The following is a 15,391-nucleotide window of genomic DNA, read 5'->3' as shown; positions in this document are numbered from 1 at the left end:
ATGAATGCCTCTACCGAACTTGAAGATTTTCTGACCGCCTCCGAGCCGCAGGAGCCCGCAGAGATGCTGCGCACCTTGGTGGCGCAGCGCCTTGACCGGTTGCCTCTGCCCGGACAGGGCCAGACCCTGGCGCGCTGGCGGGCGCTGGCGGCTGTGGCAGCCAGCAACCTGAGCCTGGTCAAGTTGTTTGAGGGCCATACCGATGCGCTGGCCACTCTGGCTGAACTGGGCGCGCAGGCGCCGGCAGCGGCGCGGACCTGGGCCGTCTGGGGCGCGGAGCCGCCGGGCAACCGGGTGCAGGCCGTAGCGCTCAGCGCCAGCGATGGCCTGGCCCCCGGCAGCAAGGTGCTGCTGACCGGCACCAAGGCCTGGTGCTCGGGCGCGCAATCCGTGGACCATGCGCTGGTGACCGCCTGGCTCTCCGATACCGAGCGCTGTCTGGTCGCCGTCAACCTGCTCCAGCCCGCAGTGCAGGTCAGCAGCGATGGCTGGCAGGCCGTGGGCATGGCCGACAGCGCGAGTGTGGATGTGCAGCTGCGCAACGCCACTGGCACCCTGGTGGGCCAGCCCGGTGCCTACCTCAGCCGCCCGGGCTTTCAGCATGGGGGCGCCGGCATTGCAGCGTGCTGGTATGGCGCCAGCGCCCGCATCGCGGGCCAGTTGCTGCGCACCTGCCGCAGCCATGCAGAGCCCCATGCCTTGGCCCACCTGGGCGCGGTGGATGTGGCGCTCTCGGCCACAGCCGCGCTGCTGCGCGCCACGGCAGCCCATATTGATGCCCAGCCTGACCAGCCCTGGACCCGGGAAGTGAACCGCACCCGCCTGGCCGCCGAGGCCACAGCCCAGCAAGTGCTGCAGCATGTGCCGCGCGCGCTGGGCCCGGGCCCTTTTTGCAAAGACAGGTCGCTCGCCTTGCTGCTGGCCGATCTGCCAATTTTTATCCGCCAAAGCCATGCGGAGCGCGATCTCGCCGCTCTCGGGCAGGCCATCACACAACAGGAGAACAACGCACCATGGAAGCTCTGATGTCCCGCCATATCGAGGGAGAAGGCACCCCCGAATTGCAATGGCAGTCCTGGCTGGCCCAGGCCCCCTTGGACACCACGCCTGCCGATGCGCTGCTGCAAGGCTGCCAGCGGGTGGTGATTGTCTCACCCCATCCCGACGATGAGATTCTTGCCACTGCCGCCATCATGCAGTACTGCGAGGCCAACGCGCTGCCCTGCACGGTGATCGCCGTCACCTCGGGCGAAGCCAGCCACCCGGGCTCGCGCCTGTGGACGCCGGACCAACTGGCCCAAGCCCGCGAGCGCGAAAGCGCCCAGGCGCTGGCCCTGCTCTGCCCGGGCAGCCAGATCATCCACCTGCGCATCCCTGATGGGCAGGTACAGGACCACCAGCCCCAGCTCGAGTCGCGCCTGCAGCAACTGCTGCGCGCAACGGACGCCGTCTTCTGCCCGTGGCGCTATGACGGCCACCCGGACCACGAGGCCACCGGCGAGGCCTGCGCAGCAGCCACAGCCGATGTGGGCAGCCGCTTGTTTGAGGTGCCAATCTGGACCTGGCATTGGGCCAGCCCCGGAGACCAGCGCGTGCCTTGGCAGCAGGCCGTGCGCATGCCGCTGAGCGCCGAGCAGCTGGACCGCAAATGCCTGGCGCTGTCCTGCTTTCGCAGCCAGTTGCTGCCTGACCCGTCCACGGGCAGACCCCCAATCCTGCCCCGTTGGGCCACGGCGCGCCTCTTGCGCAACTTCGAGGTGATCTTGCGATGAACCAGCGCCAACACTTTGAACAGCTCTACCAACGCTCCCCGGACCCCTGGGCCGTCAAGACCGCCTGGTACGAGCGGCGCAAACGCCAGCTGCTGCTGGCATCGCTGCCGCGCGAGCACTACCGCTACGCGTTTGAGCCCGGCTGCGGCAATGGCGAAACCACGATGGCGCTGCTCGAGCGCTGTGACCAACTGATCGCCGCCGACTGTGCCGAATCGGCGGTGCTGCTGTGCAACGCCCGCATCCAGCGCGAGGACCGGCACCAGCTGCACCTGCAAAAGCTGCAACTGCCGCAGCAGTGGCCCCAGGTTCCACCCGGCGGCTTTGATCTCTTGGTGGTTTCCGAGCTCGCCTACTACCTGTGTGATGCCGATCTGGCGTTGTTCATCGAGCGCTGCTTGTCGTGCCTCGCGCCGGGTGGTCATTGGCTGATGTGCCACTGGCGCCACCAGGCGCCCGACCTGCTGCAAGCCGCCGATACCATCCATGCGCAGGTGGGGGCCAGCGCAGCGCTCAAGACTGTGGTGGAGCACCGCGAGACTGATTTCTTGCTAGAGGTTTGGGAAAGACTGTGAGCACCCGATGATTGGTATCTGCATACCCGCCCATGACGAAGAGGAACTTATCGCGGCCTGCCTCGAGAGCGTCGCCCGCGCCAGCCTGCACCCCGATCTGGAGGGCGAAGACGTCAAGGTTGTCGTCGTGCTCGACAGCTGCAGCGATGGCAGCGCTGCCATCGCACAGCAATGGCCTTTTGTGACCCTGCACGTCAGTGCCCGCAATGTGGGCCGCGCGCGGGCCGCAGGTGCGCGCCATCTGCTGCAGCACCAGGCGCGCTGGCTGGCATTTACCGATGCCGATACCCGCGTGGCACCCGATTGGCTGGCGGTGCAGCTGTCGCTGGGGGCCGATGTGGTCTGCGGCACGGTGGGGGTCGACAGCTGGCAGGCGCACGGCCTGGATGCACAGGCCGCGCGTCTGCGCTTTGAATCGAGCTACCAGGACCGCGACGGCCACCGCCATGTGCATGGCGCCAACCTGGGCCTGTCTGCCCATTGCTACCAACAGGCGGGCGGGTTTGACGCGATGGAGTGCGGCGAAGACCAGGCGTTGGTGGACCGCCTTGCCGCCCTGGGCGCCCAGATCGCCTGGAGCGCCTTGCCGCGGGTGCTCACCAGCGGCCGGCCTTTTTCGCGCGTCGAGCATGGCTTTGCGGGGGCCATTCGGCTGGCGACCTAGCACGGGCTGCGCTAAGGCAGCCCTGCACGCAGCACCAAAACTGCCCTCAAGGCCTGATGTGCCGCCAGGCGCTGCAGCAATCTGCCCAACGCCATCGCTGCGGCAGCAGGCCACGGGCAAAAACACTACAGCCAGTCAGCTCAAATCTGTTGACATTCCTCAGACAGCGCCTACACCGCGAAGCAGCCCTTCGCGGCGATCATGGAGCTATCGAAGAAAGGAGTTCGTCATGCAACACCAGCCATCATTTCCGATGCTGACCATGCCAACCCGACCCTTAGTCGCGCAGCGTGGTGAGAAGCAAAACCGCTATGTTCCAGCGGTGTCCACTGATATCAGCAAGACCTTCGAAAAGTACCGCCGCCTCGCTGCATTGCAAAACGCCAAGCAGCTCGCCACCTAGTCTCTGTTTCACGCCGAGTTCGTGCATCTCCTCCATCCGGTTCAAGCTTGCATGAACGGCTTTTAGCGAGCATCGGCTTTCTTGCACCTGCCTGCGGTATCACCCAGGCCTGGCTACCGGCACCACAGCCCGCCCACTGGCGGGCTGTTTGCCTGGAATTGCGTCTGGCTTCCGGCTCCTTTGGTCGCAAAAGCGCCCGGTACCCGCATGGCAATGCGACATCCCAGCATGCTCTGTGCCCAGCGATGGCGTCTCTGGCATGTGCCAACGGCGCGGCAAGCGGCGCAGGCGGTGCCTACCCAAAGTGCCAACGTAAGACATTGTGTGGGCCGGTTTAAGGTCATTAAAAGGAGTACTGTGGGTCGAGGCAATCCATCTTGATCTGCCGCAATAGACCGGAGGTCTACATGTTCAAATTCTCAGCCTATCCCCCTGCGTCGTTTTGGGATACGTCCAAACTGATGCTGCACAGCGCGGGGGTGCCAGCGCCGCAGGAGCAAGACAAGAAACTCCCTGCAGACAAAGATCGCCCCGGCCAGGACCAGCAGATCGCGGCGGTGCATGCCTTCAAATTTCTATAACCGGGGGACGCTGCAGTCCAAAGACCTGACCGCCGTTGCGCGGTTTTTTTCTTGGTGGATTGCGCTGTCGTCACCGTTGGCAGCACTGGCCCTGCTGTGGCCCCTACCGATACGGGCGGGCAACTACGCAACCTGCATCCTCGACCATGCGGAACAAGTGGGAAGCGACGCTGCTGCCAAGGCGGTATCGCAAGGCTGCTTGGCAAGCTACCCCGCAGGGATGGAGGCGGTAGGACAAGGGTCAAGAAATGGCGGCACAGACTTCCGCTCCGGGGCCCAGTGTTCAGCCCGAAAAGCGCAAGACACGCGCAGCGAAATGGCCGCCTACCAGATCAAGCGGGCTTGCCAACGGCTGTACGACCATCCTGATTTCGCATTACCCGCAGCCATCGCTGCGCCGTAGCGCTCTGGGGTGTACCGTCGCTGCCACAGGATGGGTTGCCTTTTTGGGAGCCGGTGCCCACCCTGGGCCCTGACCTGGATTCTTCCTGCAATTGGACTTCTCGCGCACGGAAGTCAGCTTTGTGCTATCCTGAAATATCCGATCAGGGCATGCTTGCCCCTTGATTCGTCAAAGTGCAAAGTGCTCAAGGCGCTGTGCACACCATCCTAGGCAAGCCCTCCAAGCCACAATAAATTCCTAGGGTCGGCTTTTCCCTCTTTCGCATTTATTTCTGGCGCTTCATGCTCCACCGTGTCAACGTGTGGAGCGCGCACCCATGTTTCATTTTTTTAAAGACACTAACAAAATTTCCCGTTACTTCATCTCGCCAGGCGTGTGCGAGCAGCCAGACGGAAAGTTCCAATCCGCAGTCTCATTGAAGTCCGGCCAGGGCTCAGTAGCGCAAGACACCGTGTACACCTTCTCCAAGCTGTTCGAGACAGCGCAGGAGGCGGTCGATCACGCCAAGCAAGAGGGCATGCAGCTTGCCCTCATGAAATAAGGCCGCAGGCCATCACCAAGGACATCCGTTGAGCAAAGAAGACCTTATCGAAATGCAGGGGAAGATCGAAGAAATTCTTCCAGATGCCAGGTATCGCGTGAACCTGGACAATGGACACTCCCTCATTGCATATACCGGTGGCAAGATGAGAAAGCACCGTATCAAGATCATTGCAGGGGACAATGTGACTATCGAAATGTCCCCTTACGATCTGTCGAAGGGTCGAATTACGTTCCGGCATCTTGCGCCTCGCACAGGAGCCGCCACCGGCTCCAAGCAGTTCCGCAAGCGATAGACAGACAAGCAACCTTTAAGGAGCTTGGCTCTGCCGATCTATAACCGCCTCCGGGCGGTTTTTTTCGTCCACTGCAGGCCCCGGGCTGCAATCTCGCCGCTGTGAGCCATGACATGCACCACCGAGCAAGCCAGCGCCATGGCGCGCTTCAGTCATCAGGCTCGGTGACAGGCCCGCGAACCCCGGTGGCCCGCCTTCAAGGCGCTAGGCTTCGAACCAATCCACATCCAGGCAAATCGCGTAGTGCCGCTTTTTCCCGTCCGCCGCCGTTCCGCCACCGCCGATATATGCATCGCAGGATGTGACTTGGGCATGCAATCCCGCGCCATGCAACATGACTTTAAAGGGCATCAGGTCTCTCGCGGACAGCTGACCGATGCGCAGCCCATCCACCACCACTGACACGGCCTTGTCGGAACTCGCCTTGCCGTCTTCTGGAACAAGAAACGCGATGCACTCCCGGTTGGCGTTTTCACCAAAGGTATTGCCTGCGACTCGTGAGATGTTTGCCGTATAGCTGCCATCGTCGGCAATTTTGACCGTCTCCCCTCTGGCCCAGTGCTTTTTTGATATCAGGTCTTCCAATCGGACCGAGCCCTCAACAGGGCGGCTGAGACGCCCAGGCGCATTCGGCGGCCCCCTCGACAAAAGCCAGTACGCAAAGTACGACAGCCAACACATGAAGAAAAACAACAGTATTTGCCCATAGCTCATCTTGTTCCTTTACCTGAAGCTGTGAGTCAGGCTACCCCATCGCCAGGGCGATGGAGCGAGAGCAAGTAGATGTCCTTCAAGTAGGCGCTTCCCGCGTTTACCAATTGGCTAGGCACCTCATCCATGGCGCCGACTGCCATCGATAGCCATGCGAACCGTGCTCGGCGAAGCAGCGCGGCCCGCATCTGGCCCGCGGCACAACACAAACCCCAACGCCAGAGCGAAGGGCCCTCGGCCAACGCCTCTGATTTGCCTGCATGCGGGCTCGGGCGATTCGCTGCGTCGTCGTCGTTGCCACGAGCTCGCAGCTGACCGCAAACGACGCCTTGCGCCGCATGCCCATCGGCATCCATCCCACGGCACGAGGGTATTGCCGACAGGCCCAGGAAACCGACTTAAAATGCGAATAATTCTCAAATGCATCCGCTTGCCGCCTGTTTGGCACCGCCTCCCATGTCTGCCATTCTCGACATCCAGCTTCTCTACACCGGCCACCACCAATGGCTGCAGCAGCGCCTGCAGCACCGGCTCGGCAATGCCGCCGATGCGCAGGACATGGCGGCCGACACCTTTGTCTGCGTGCTCACCAGTGCCACGCCGCCCGAGGCCATCCGTGAGCCCCGGGCGTTTTTGACGACCATTGCCAAGCGGCTGCTGATCAACCACTGGCGCCGCCGCGACTTGGAGCGCAGCTACCTCGAAGCGCTGGGCGCCCAGCCCGAGCCGCTGATGCCCTCGCCCGAAGAGCTGGCGGTGCTGCAAGAGACGCTGGCCCATGTGGCCCATGCGCTCGACGGCCTGCCGCTGCCGGCCCAGCAGGCCTTTGTGCTCAGCCAGCTCGATGGTCTGGGCTATGAGGCCATCGCAACGCGCCTGGGCATCTCGCACAGCACCGTGCGCCGCCATATGGCAGAGGGCTTTCGCCGCATTGCGCTGGCCCTGGCCAGGCAGGATGCCGGCATTACCGCACCAGTGCGCAATGCAGCACCTGCGATGGCGACCCGCCTGAGCGCTGGATGACGGCAGGCCCCGAATCCGCGCTCGACCCGGTCAGCGAAGCGGCCGTGGAATGGCTCGTGCAGTTCCACTCGGGCGAGATGACCGAGGCCGACCAGGCCCGCCACCGTGCCTGGCTCGCCGCCCACCCCCAGCACCAGGTGGTCTGGCAGCGGCTGAGCGGCAGCCTGCATGCGCAGTTTGGCGCTGCCCGCGCCGTGGCCGCGCCCCAAGCCGCCACCCCGATCGGAGATGTGATGGGCCAGGCCCTCGCGCATGCCCAGCGCCGGGGCAGCAGCCGGCGGCGTTTGCTCAGCGGTGCGTTGGCCGTTGCCGGCGTGTCCACCGGGGCGCTGCTGCTGGCCAACCGCCAGATGCCGCTGCGCCAGATCACCGCCGACCTGCGCACCGGCACCGGCGAGCGCCATGCGTTCACCCTGCCCGATGGCAGCGAGCTGCTGTTGGATGCGCGCTCGGCCGTGGACCTGGACTTTGGCGCGGACCGCCGCCGGGTCAAGCTGCGCCAGGGCGCGCTGCTGTTGCAGGCCCAGCCCGCCAGCAACGGCCTGGCGCCGTTGGAGGTGCTGAGCCCGCACGGCCGCATCCAGGCGCTGGGTACCCGCTTTGCCGTACGGCTGGATGAGGCCGCTACCCGCGTCAGCATGCTCGAGCACGCCACGCGCCTGACGACTGCAGCCGGTGCCAGCCAGGTGCTGGAAGAAGGCCGAAGCGCGCGCTTTGATACGCTGTCGATCGCTGGCGACGACACCAGCCCGCAGGCAGCGGCTGCCTGGCAGCGCGGCATGCTCGAAGTGCACCACCAGCCGCTGGGCGAGGTGGTGCAGGCGCTGCGGGCCTACCGCCGGGGTTTTGTCCGCATCAGCGCCCAGGCTGCGGCGCTGCGGGTCTATGGCAACTATGCGCTCGATGACAGCGACCGCGCCTTGGATGCGCTGGCGGCGACCCTGCCCATCACGGTGCGCGTCTACCAGCGCGGCTGGCTGGTCGTGATCGAGGCGGCCTGAGGCGCACAGCCCTGTCCGGACAGGTCTGTTCGGGATGGGGCTGCAGCGCATCGGCCTCGCCCCTCAAAAATAAATGAACACTTTTTTGTGCTCGCTCTACATACCTTGGAAGCCTCTATTTTTCCCTCTGCATCTCCAAGGAATCTATGCCACTTTGCCGCTCGCCCGCCCTGCCCACTGCGCATATGGGCGCACTCGCACTGGCCGCCGCCATCGCCTGCAGCTTGCCTGCCCAGGCCCAAACCAGCCACCCGGCCGCCGTCCAAAGCTATGACCTGCCTGCCCAGCCGCTGGGCAGCACGCTGGCCCGCATTGCCTCGCAAAGCGGCCAGCAAATCAGCATGGATGCCAGCCTGGTGCACGGCCGCACGGCGCCGGCCCTGCGCGGCAGCTATGCCCCGGAGGACGCAGCGCGCGCCGCGCTGGCCGGCAGCGGGCTGGAGCTGGTCAAGATCGACGGCGGCACCTGGGCATTGCGCGCCGCGCCCCATACGGGAGCCGGAGCCGGCGCCACGACCGTCAGCAGCGATGCCGCCGCCGCTGGCCTGACGCTCAACGAGATCCGCGTGACCGCGCCGGCCATCCGCAGTGCGACCACCGAGCAGACCGGCGCCTACACGCCGCGTGCCGTCACCATCGGCAAGGGTGAGCAGGCGCTCAAGGACATCCCCCAGTCGATCAGCGTGGTCACCCGCCAGCTGATGGATGAGCAAAACGCGACCTCGGTCTACGATGCGCTGGGCAGCACCACTGGCATCACCTTGCTGCAAAGCCCGCAAGGCGGCAAGTACATCTACTCGCGCGGCTTCAGCATCGCCACCATCCAGTATGACGGGGTCAATGTGCAGCGCCTCTATGGCCGCGCCAGCAACTACCAGGGCGGCACGGCCATCTATGACCGGGCCGAAGTGCTGCGCGGCTCGGCCGGCCTGCTGCAAGGCGGCGGCGACCCGAGCGGCGCCGTCAACCTGGCGCGCAAGCGCCCGCTCAAGGAAGGCGGCGTCACCGTCACCGCCAAGGCCGGCTCCTGGGACCGCTATGGCGCGCAAATCGATGGCAGCGGCGCGTTGAACGCCGAAGGCAGCCTGCGCGGCCGCGCCGTCATCGATGTGGACGACCAGCACTCCTTCATCGACTATGCCAACCAGCGCAATGGCACCCTGTACGGCACCCTGGAGTACGACATCTCGCCCCAGACCCAGGTCAGCGTGGGCGCAAGCTACGAGTCCTTCAAGGGCCGGCCCTTTATCTCGGGCCTGCCGCACTACAGCGATGGCCGCGACATCGCGCTGCCCCGCTCCACCTACCTGGGCGCCATCTGGAACCGCCAGAACAACCATACCCAGACGCTGTACGCCGACCTCTCCCATACCTTCAACAGCCGCTGGCGCGCCAAGGTCTCGGCCCTGCACGTCAAGGAAGCGCTGGACATGAAGTACGCCTCTTCCCAGCGCGCCGTGGCCGCCGCCACCGGCCTGGGCGCCACCGTCAGCAACCTGACGCAAGCCGACCAGAGCGCCTCGGGCCTGGATGCGAGCCTGGTGGGCGACTTCAGCGCCTTGGGGCGCGAGCACCAGCTGGTTCTGGGCACGAGCTACAGCCAGGGCAAGGTCACCAGCGACTACAGCTCGATGAGCCCGGCGGTGCCGATCAATGTGTTTGACCCGGACCCGTTCCGCACCGAGCCCAGCGACGAGGCCATTCGCTATGCCAACACCGAGCGCACCTTGGGCAAGACGCGCCAGGCCGGCGCCTATGGCGCGCTGCGCCTGCAGCTGAGCGATCCGCTCAAGCTGGTGTTGGGTGGGCGCCTGGGCAGCTACAAGACCGATTTCGACACGATCACGACGACGACCGGCACCGTCGTCGCCTCATCCACGCACCAGGACAACACCCGCTTCATGCCCTTTGCCGGGCTGATCTATGGCCTCAACCCGCAATGGTCGGCCTACGCCAGCTATGCCGATATCTTCAACCCGCAGTGGTCGCTCAACGCGGCGGGCCAGAACTTGAAACCCATCCAGGGTGCAACCTATGAGCTCGGCCTCAAGGGTGAAATCCTGGGCGGCCGCGCCAACACATCGTTTGCGCTCTACCGCGTCGACCAGAAGAACCGCGCCACCGAAGACGTCGCCTCCGGCCCGGACTGCCGCGATGGCTACTACTGCTACACCGACGACGGGCGCGTGCGCAGCCAGGGCTTTGATGCCGAGATCAGCGGCGAGCTGAGCCGGGGCTGGAACCTGTTTGCCGGCTATACCTTCAACCGCAACACCTACAAGCGCGATATCAACAACGAAGGCCTGGACTTCAACAGCTACACGCCCAAGCACCTGCTGCGCCTGTGGACCACCTACCGCCTGCCCGGCGACTGGAACGCCCTCACCATCGGTGGCGGCGTCAACACCCAAACGGCCTCTTACCGCAAGATCGGTGCGATCAACCTCCATGCCCCGGGCCGCGCCGTCTGGAGCAGCTATGTGCGCTACCAGATCGACCCACATTGGCAACTGAGCCTGAACCTCAACAACATCTTCAACAAGCGCTACTACTCGTCCATCGGCAGCCTGGTCAACAGCAGCCACTATGGCGAGCCGCGCAACGCGATGTTGACCTTGCGCGGCTCGTTCTAAAACCCGCCTGCGCAGATGGCAGGCGAGTTTCGCCAACGCATGGCCTGGCTGCACACCTGGAGCGGCCGGGTCGGCATGGTCTGCACAGTAAAACAAACTGGACGCTGCCACGTCCAGCGGGCCGCGGGGGCCCAACGGCCAACGCCAGCCCGGCTACCGCCTGCCAGACAGCAGCCATAGGCATATACGGCATTTCCAACTGTTCCGGCCATTTTCAAGTCCCTCTCCATAGATCCTTAGGAGTAACCGAAGCATCAGCCATAAATTCCGAATTGTGCTTGGACCGCCAAACCCGTTCAATGGGGGCCATCTGGAGGTTTCCCATGCATGATTCAATGTTCTTTTATGGCTTGCTGACAGCCACCTTTCTTTTTGCCGGCTTGGTGAAGGGGGTGACCGGGATGGGGCTGCCGACGGTGGCGATGGGGCTGCTGGGCATGGTGATGCCGCCGGCCATGGCGGCATCCCTGTTGGTGGTGCCGTCCTTAGTCACCAATATTTGGCAACTGTTCTCTGGCAGCGCGGTGGCAGCGCTGGTGCAGCGCCTGTGGCCCATGCTGGCGGCCATGGTGATTGGGACGGTGGGCGGGTCCGCGCTCCTGGTGCAAGTTGACCCTCGCTGGTCCGGCTTCGCCCTGGGATCGGCCTTGATCGCGTATGCGGTCTATGCCTTGTTGGCGCCCGCGCTCACCATCCAGCGTGCGCTGGAGACATGGCTTTCACCATTGGTGGGGCTGGTTACCGGCATGGTCACGGGCGCCACCGGCGTCTTTGTCATGCCGGCCGTTCCCTACCTTGGCGCTCTTGGCTTGCACAAGGATGAGCTGGTGCAGGCGCTGGGGCTGTCCTTCAGCATCTCGACCCTGGCCCTTGCCGCAGGTTTGCTGGCCAACGACGCGTTACGCCTGAACCAGCTGGGTCTGTCGTCGCTCAGCGTCATCCCTGCATTGCTGGGCATGGGGCTTGGCGCTTCGCTCCGGGCGCGCATCAGCCCCCAGCGCTTTCGGCTGTGCTTTCTGCTGTTGCTGCTTGTCTTGGGACTCGAGCTTGCCTCTCGGCCCTTTATTTAAAGACGCGCAGACCACGCAAAACACCGATCCCCCACGCCCGCCCCACCACAGCAGCCGATCACCTGGATGGCAAAAATGCCTTGCTACCGTCCGCAACCTGTGGCCATGGCGCGGATCGGCGCGGTCACCAGCGACACGCTGGTGCTGTGCGCAGGCGTCGCGCAGCTGGCGCTCATCAGTCCGCTGCTGGGCGCGCAGCGGGCGCGTTCCAGCGCAGCATCTCTTGGCCGCCACGCCGCTGTGCGGCAAGGTGGTGGTGCCTGGGCACCGCTCCGTGGCTGGCTTTATGCTGCTGGCCTCTGCCGTACTGTGGCGGCTCACCTAGCGCAGTGCCCAGCAGGTGCCATCCACGCTCAACGCCTTGTCCGGCCATTAGCGCTCCAGGGGCCATAACAGCCGCATTTACCGTAAATGCGTGATGGAAGATCTCCGTCTTTGCGTCAAAATGTAGCGATGGCTATTGCGCAACTTCCCGTACTGCTGGTTGATGACGACCCCGACATGCTCGCCCGGCTGGGCGCCGTGCTGGGCTCGGTAGGCGTCGCAGCCGATCAGCTGTGCGAGGCCGGCTCGCTGGCCGAGTGCCAGCAATTGGTGACCGCGCCCGAGGGCGGCCTGCAGCCCATAGTGATGGCGCTGATCGATCTGGGCCTGCCCGATGGCAATGGCATTGACCTGATTGACTGGCTGCGCGCGCGCAACCCGGTGCTGCCGATTCTGGTGGTGTCGGCCTGGAGCACCGAGGAGATGATTCTGGGCGCGCTGCGCGCCGGCGCCAATGGCTATGTGCTCAAGGAGCGCGACGACCTGGAGATTGCGCTGTCGGTGCGCAATGTGCTCAAGGGCGGCGCGCCCATCGACCCCTTCATCGCCCGGCGTATTCTGGACCTGGTGGGGCGCCCGGCCAGGCGCCCTCCCACCCCGTCGCAGCCGCCGGACCCGGCGCTGCGCGAAGCGCTCACCGAGCGCGAGCGCGAGATCCTCGACCATGTCGCCGCCGGCATGAGCAACCGCGAAATCGCCGAATGCCTGCACCTATCCCGATGGACCATCGACACCCATATCCGGCATATCTACGACAAATTGGCCGTGAGCTCGCGCACGCAGGCCTTGCGGCGTGCACGCGAGCATGGCTTGTTGCGCTGATCTGCCTGGCGGCCCTGTGCCAGGTGCCGCCCGCGCAGGCGCAAGGCCAGCCCTGGCCTGGCACGGCCGAGGCGGCGCGCTCGGACTGGGATGCCCAGCAGCCACCCGACAACGGCTGGGTGCCGGTGAAGGTGCCCAACGACTGGAACCAGCAGTGGCCCGGCTATAGCGGCGTTGTCTGGTACCGGCTGCGCTGGGACATCAGCGGCGAGCCGCAGACCCAGGGCCTCTACATCCACTACCTGATGCAAGCCGGTGTCATCTCGGTCAACGGCGTGGAGCTGCAGCGCGACCCGTATCTGACCGAGCCGATGACACGCGCCTGGAACACGCCGCGCTACCTGGTGCTGCCCGCGCCGCTGCTGCACAGCGGCAGCAACGAGCTGCTGATCCGCGTGAGCGGCTACTACGCCTACCAGCCTGCGCTAGGCCCGGTTGAGATTGGTGCACCCGAGCCGCTGCGCATGGCACAGCAGCACAGCTACCTGGTGCGGCACAACCTCAACTGGCTGCACCTGGGCGTGGGGGCGACCCTGGGCTGCTTCTTCCTGGTGCTGTGGCTGATGCGCCGCCAAGAGGCCGCCTACGGCTGGTACGCCGCACGCCAGGCCGCCTGGGTGGGCTTTACCGTCAACTTTGTCAGCACCACGCCCTGGCCGTTCAACCATATCAATACCTATGCAGCCGTGGTGTCGGTTGCCTATGTGCTCTACCACGGCTGCAATGCCATGTTTGTGCTGCGCTTCATGGGCCGCCGCTGGCCCAGGCGCGAGGCCGCCATGTGGCTTATCATTGCCGCGCTGGCGGCCATTACCTTGCTGGTGCCTGATGCGCAGCTCAGAGACATGCGCAATGTGATGGCCTGGGCCTCGTCGGCCCTGCTGTTCACCACCGCTGGCGTGTTTGTCGGCCTGGCCTGGCGCAACGGCAACCAGGCGCAGCGCCTGCTGTCGCTCACGGCACTGGCCAGCGCCCTGGCGATGGCGCATGACCTGCTGGTCTTCACCCGCATCGTGGACGACAACTTCTACCTGGCCACCTACACCGAGCCACTGGCCACCGTAGGCATTGCGCTGACCCTGGCCTGGACCTTTGTGCAGAACACGCGGCGCATCGAGAGCTTCAACGACGAGATGCAGCACCATGTGGCCGAAGCCCGCGCCGAGCTGACCGAATCGCTGGCTGGCCGCCATGAGCTGGAGCTGCTGCAGGCCCGCCTGGGCGAGCGGGTCAACATTGCGCATGACCTGCACGACGGCCTGGGCGGCATGCTGATCGGCAGTATCACCACCTTGGAGCGCACACGCGGCTCGCTGCCACCCGACCAGGTGCTGGGCATGCTGCGCGGCATGCGCGATGACCTGCGGCTGATCATCGACCTGGCCTCCGCCCAGCACTATGGCGAGCTGTCGCTCGCAGAGCTGCTCGCCCCCATGCGCTACCGCATGAGCCAGCTGTTCGAAGTGCATGACATGGAGGTGCACTGGCAGCTGAGCCATATCGACCAGCTGCACCTGCCCACCAGCGCCAGCCTGGATGTCCTGCGCATTTTGCAAGAAGCCTTGACCAATGCCTTCAAGCACAGCCACGCCAAGCGCGTGGATGTGGTGCTGGCCCGCGAGGCCGAGCAACTGCTGCTGCAGGTGCAAGACAACGGCGTGGGCCTGCCTGCGCCCAAAGCAGCCAACACCCCCACGCACGGCACCGGCCTGCGCAGCATGCAAGCCCGGGCCCAGCGGCTGGGGGCGCAGTTGTCGGTAGGGTCGCAAGGCGGGCTCACAACGGTGCTGCTGCGGGTACCGCTGCCCACGGACGCAGAGGGTGCTGAAACACCTGAGGCCTGATGTCCGCCAAGCACCTTTGTTGAGAGTACGCTTCATTCGAGGCAACCATCCCCATTCCTCCTGCAAGATTGCACGAGCTGCATGCGCGAGCTGCGTGCTCGCAGCTTAGCGCTGAAGCATCGCCGCAGCCGTTACGTTGAAGGCGTCCATTACGTCATCCAAAACTTGGCCCATTTGGGCATGGACGATCGCGCCATCAATCACCAACGACAGCGCATGGCCCACAGGCCTGCCATCGCTGGCCAACAGGCTGTCGAGCACCGCTGCCATTTCCTGCTTGTGTTGGCGCACCACTTTCAAAATTTCCGGGTTAGAAGAGCCTAACTCAGCCGCTGCGTTGAGAAATGCACAGCCCCGAAAATCAGCACGGCTGAACCAAGTCCGCAACGTGGTGCTGAGTGCTAGCGTGGCAGCCGCTCCTGCATGGAGGGCTTGCGTCAAACTCATCTCGAACCAGGACATCCAGATGCCATGTCGATAGTCAAGATAGGCCCGGATCAACTCGTCTTTGCTCGGGTATTGGCGGTAGAACGTGACTTTGCTGACGCTGGCCTGGTCAATGATTTTGTCTACGCCGGTGGCTCGGATGCCATCCTGGTAGAAAAGCGCGTGCGCGGCCACAAGAATGCGCTCCCTAGGAGCGAGGGTGTCTGAGGAGGATTTTGCAGAAGGCATGTGGGCATTGTAGACAGATCGTTCCACATGCGCTAGCATGACACATGTAGACAG

Annotated in this window: 17 protein-coding genes; 15 read left to right on the top strand and 2 right to left on the bottom strand. The window is 64.6% G+C overall.

Annotated features, from left to right (window positions below; all coding sequences use genetic code 11):
- The 9 genes from F0Q04_RS11010 to infA all read left to right on the top strand — a co-directional run bounded on the left by F0Q04_RS11010 (nt 1) and on the right by infA (nt 5,234).
- Nucleotides 1-1,026 (top strand): acyl-CoA dehydrogenase, encoded by a 1,026-nt coding sequence (locus F0Q04_RS11010; protein WP_182345435.1) that lies wholly within the window; start codon nt 1-3, stop codon nt 1,024-1,026.
- The gene (locus F0Q04_RS11005; protein ID WP_232539606.1) at nt 1,026-1,772 is read left to right on the top strand and encodes a PIG-L deacetylase family protein; all 747 of its coding nucleotides are present in this window, start codon (nt 1,026-1,028) and stop codon (nt 1,770-1,772) included. Before F0Q04_RS11010 ends, F0Q04_RS11005 begins: the two co-directional genes overlap by 1 nt.
- Nucleotides 1,769-2,347: a class I SAM-dependent methyltransferase gene (locus tag F0Q04_RS11000; RefSeq protein ID WP_182345433.1), complete on the top strand. Its 579-nt coding sequence runs from the start codon at nt 1,769-1,771 to the stop codon at nt 2,345-2,347. The genes F0Q04_RS11005 and F0Q04_RS11000 overlap by 4 nt, the downstream gene beginning before the upstream one ends.
- Before the next feature lie 7 nt (nt 2,348-2,354).
- Nucleotides 2,355-3,011, top strand: coding sequence for a glycosyltransferase (locus F0Q04_RS10995; protein WP_182345432.1), 657 nt, complete (start codon nt 2,355-2,357; stop codon nt 3,009-3,011).
- Nucleotides 3,012-3,240: 229 nt separating this feature from the next.
- Entirely contained in the window at nt 3,241-3,414 is a 174-nt protein-coding gene (locus tag F0Q04_RS10990; RefSeq protein WP_158400602.1) for a hypothetical protein, read from the top strand.
- 407 nt (nt 3,415-3,821) lie between these two features.
- Nucleotides 3,822-3,995, top strand: a complete 174-nt coding sequence (locus F0Q04_RS10985; protein ID WP_182345431.1) for a hypothetical protein — start codon at nt 3,822-3,824, stop codon at nt 3,993-3,995.
- Nucleotides 3,976-4,398: a hypothetical protein gene (locus F0Q04_RS10980; RefSeq protein ID WP_232539603.1), complete on the top strand. Its 423-nt coding sequence runs from the start codon at nt 3,976-3,978 to the stop codon at nt 4,396-4,398. Before F0Q04_RS10985 ends, F0Q04_RS10980 begins: the two co-directional genes overlap by 20 nt.
- A 316-nt stretch (nt 4,399-4,714) precedes the next feature.
- A complete protein-coding gene (locus tag F0Q04_RS10975) occupies nt 4,715-4,939 on the top strand; it encodes a hypothetical protein (protein ID WP_116925179.1) in 225 nt (74 codons plus the stop codon).
- A gap of 28 nt (nt 4,940-4,967) precedes the next feature.
- Nucleotides 4,968-5,234, top strand: coding sequence for a translation initiation factor IF-1 (gene infA / locus F0Q04_RS10970; RefSeq protein WP_116925178.1), 267 nt, complete (start codon nt 4,968-4,970; stop codon nt 5,232-5,234).
- A gap of 204 nt (nt 5,235-5,438) precedes the next feature.
- Here the strand turns inward: infA and F0Q04_RS10965 are convergent, their stop codons facing one another.
- A complete protein-coding gene (locus tag F0Q04_RS10965) occupies nt 5,439-5,948 on the bottom strand; it encodes a hypothetical protein (protein ID WP_182345430.1) in 510 nt (169 codons plus the stop codon).
- 453 nt (nt 5,949-6,401) lie between these two features.
- Here F0Q04_RS10965 and F0Q04_RS10960 point away from each other — a divergent pair, with 453 nt between their 5' ends.
- The 6 genes from F0Q04_RS10960 (at nt 6,402) to F0Q04_RS10935 (ending at nt 14,662) form a co-directional block, all read left to right on the top strand.
- Nucleotides 6,402-6,968, top strand: coding sequence for a sigma-70 family RNA polymerase sigma factor (locus tag F0Q04_RS10960; protein ID WP_198424355.1), 567 nt, complete (start codon nt 6,402-6,404; stop codon nt 6,966-6,968).
- The gene (locus F0Q04_RS10955) at nt 6,965-7,969 is read left to right on the top strand and encodes a FecR family protein (protein WP_182345428.1); all 1,005 of its coding nucleotides are present in this window, start codon (nt 6,965-6,967) and stop codon (nt 7,967-7,969) included. Before F0Q04_RS10960 ends, F0Q04_RS10955 begins: the two co-directional genes overlap by 4 nt.
- Nucleotides 7,970-8,154: 185 nt before the next feature.
- A complete protein-coding gene (locus tag F0Q04_RS10950; RefSeq protein WP_182345427.1) occupies nt 8,155-10,602 on the top strand; it encodes a TonB-dependent siderophore receptor in 2,448 nt (815 codons plus the stop codon).
- Between the two features lie 323 nt (nt 10,603-10,925).
- Complete coding sequence (locus F0Q04_RS10945; protein ID WP_182345426.1) at nt 10,926-11,672, top strand: sulfite exporter TauE/SafE family protein; 747 nt, start codon at nt 10,926-10,928, stop codon at nt 11,670-11,672.
- 453 nt (nt 11,673-12,125) lie between these two features.
- A complete protein-coding gene (locus F0Q04_RS10940; RefSeq protein ID WP_182345425.1) occupies nt 12,126-12,818 on the top strand; it encodes a response regulator transcription factor in 693 nt (230 codons plus the stop codon).
- Nucleotides 12,819-12,841: 23 nt separating this feature from the next.
- Nucleotides 12,842-14,662, top strand: coding sequence for a sensor histidine kinase (locus F0Q04_RS10935; protein WP_232539602.1), 1,821 nt, complete (start codon nt 12,842-12,844; stop codon nt 14,660-14,662).
- 105 nt (nt 14,663-14,767) lie between these two features.
- Here F0Q04_RS10935 and F0Q04_RS10930 read toward each other — a convergent pair whose 3' ends face one another.
- Nucleotides 14,768-15,337, bottom strand: coding sequence for a TetR/AcrR family transcriptional regulator (locus F0Q04_RS10930; protein ID WP_116925278.1), 570 nt, complete (start codon nt 15,335-15,337; stop codon nt 14,768-14,770).
- Nucleotides 15,338-15,391: the final 54 nt, after the last annotated feature.

This window comes from Comamonas koreensis, assembly GCF_014076495.1.
GTDB lineage: Bacteria > Pseudomonadota > Gammaproteobacteria > Burkholderiales > Burkholderiaceae_C > Comamonas > Comamonas squillarum.
The sequence above is the reverse complement of the archived record's forward strand: the minus strand, read 5'-3'. Positions and strand labels throughout refer to the sequence as shown.

What these genes read in the sequence shown, in the direction of transcription:
- F0Q04_RS11010 (WP_182345435.1), top strand. Translation starts at nt 1, where the DNA reads ATGAATGCCTCTACCGAACTTGAAGATTTTCTGACCGCCTCCGAGCCG.
- F0Q04_RS11005 (WP_232539606.1), top strand. Translation starts at nt 1,026, where the DNA reads ATGTCCCGCCATATCGAGGGAGAAGGCACCCCCGAATTGCAATGGCAG.
- F0Q04_RS11000 (WP_182345433.1), top strand. Translation starts at nt 1,769, where the DNA reads ATGAACCAGCGCCAACACTTTGAACAGCTCTACCAACGCTCCCCGGAC.
- F0Q04_RS10995 (WP_182345432.1), top strand. Translation starts at nt 2,355, where the DNA reads ATGATTGGTATCTGCATACCCGCCCATGACGAAGAGGAACTTATCGCG.
- F0Q04_RS10990 (WP_158400602.1), top strand. Translation starts at nt 3,241, where the DNA reads ATGCAACACCAGCCATCATTTCCGATGCTGACCATGCCAACCCGACCC.
- F0Q04_RS10985 (WP_182345431.1), top strand. Translation starts at nt 3,822, where the DNA reads ATGTTCAAATTCTCAGCCTATCCCCCTGCGTCGTTTTGGGATACGTCC.
- F0Q04_RS10980 (WP_232539603.1), top strand. Translation starts at nt 3,976, where the DNA reads ATGCCTTCAAATTTCTATAACCGGGGGACGCTGCAGTCCAAAGACCTG.
- F0Q04_RS10975 (WP_116925179.1), top strand. Translation starts at nt 4,715, where the DNA reads ATGTTTCATTTTTTTAAAGACACTAACAAAATTTCCCGTTACTTCATC.
- F0Q04_RS10965 (WP_182345430.1), bottom strand. Translation starts at nt 5,948, where the DNA reads ATGAGCTATGGGCAAATACTGTTGTTTTTCTTCATGTGTTGGCTGTCG.
- F0Q04_RS10960 (WP_198424355.1), top strand. Translation starts at nt 6,402, where the DNA reads ATGTCTGCCATTCTCGACATCCAGCTTCTCTACACCGGCCACCACCAA.
- F0Q04_RS10955 (WP_182345428.1), top strand. Translation starts at nt 6,965, where the DNA reads ATGACGGCAGGCCCCGAATCCGCGCTCGACCCGGTCAGCGAAGCGGCC.
- F0Q04_RS10950 (WP_182345427.1), top strand. Translation starts at nt 8,155, where the DNA reads ATGGGCGCACTCGCACTGGCCGCCGCCATCGCCTGCAGCTTGCCTGCC.
- F0Q04_RS10945 (WP_182345426.1), top strand. Translation starts at nt 10,926, where the DNA reads ATGCATGATTCAATGTTCTTTTATGGCTTGCTGACAGCCACCTTTCTT.
- F0Q04_RS10940 (WP_182345425.1), top strand. Translation starts at nt 12,126, where the DNA reads ATGGCTATTGCGCAACTTCCCGTACTGCTGGTTGATGACGACCCCGAC.
- F0Q04_RS10930 (WP_116925278.1), bottom strand. Translation starts at nt 15,337, where the DNA reads ATGCCTTCTGCAAAATCCTCCTCAGACACCCTCGCTCCTAGGGAGCGC.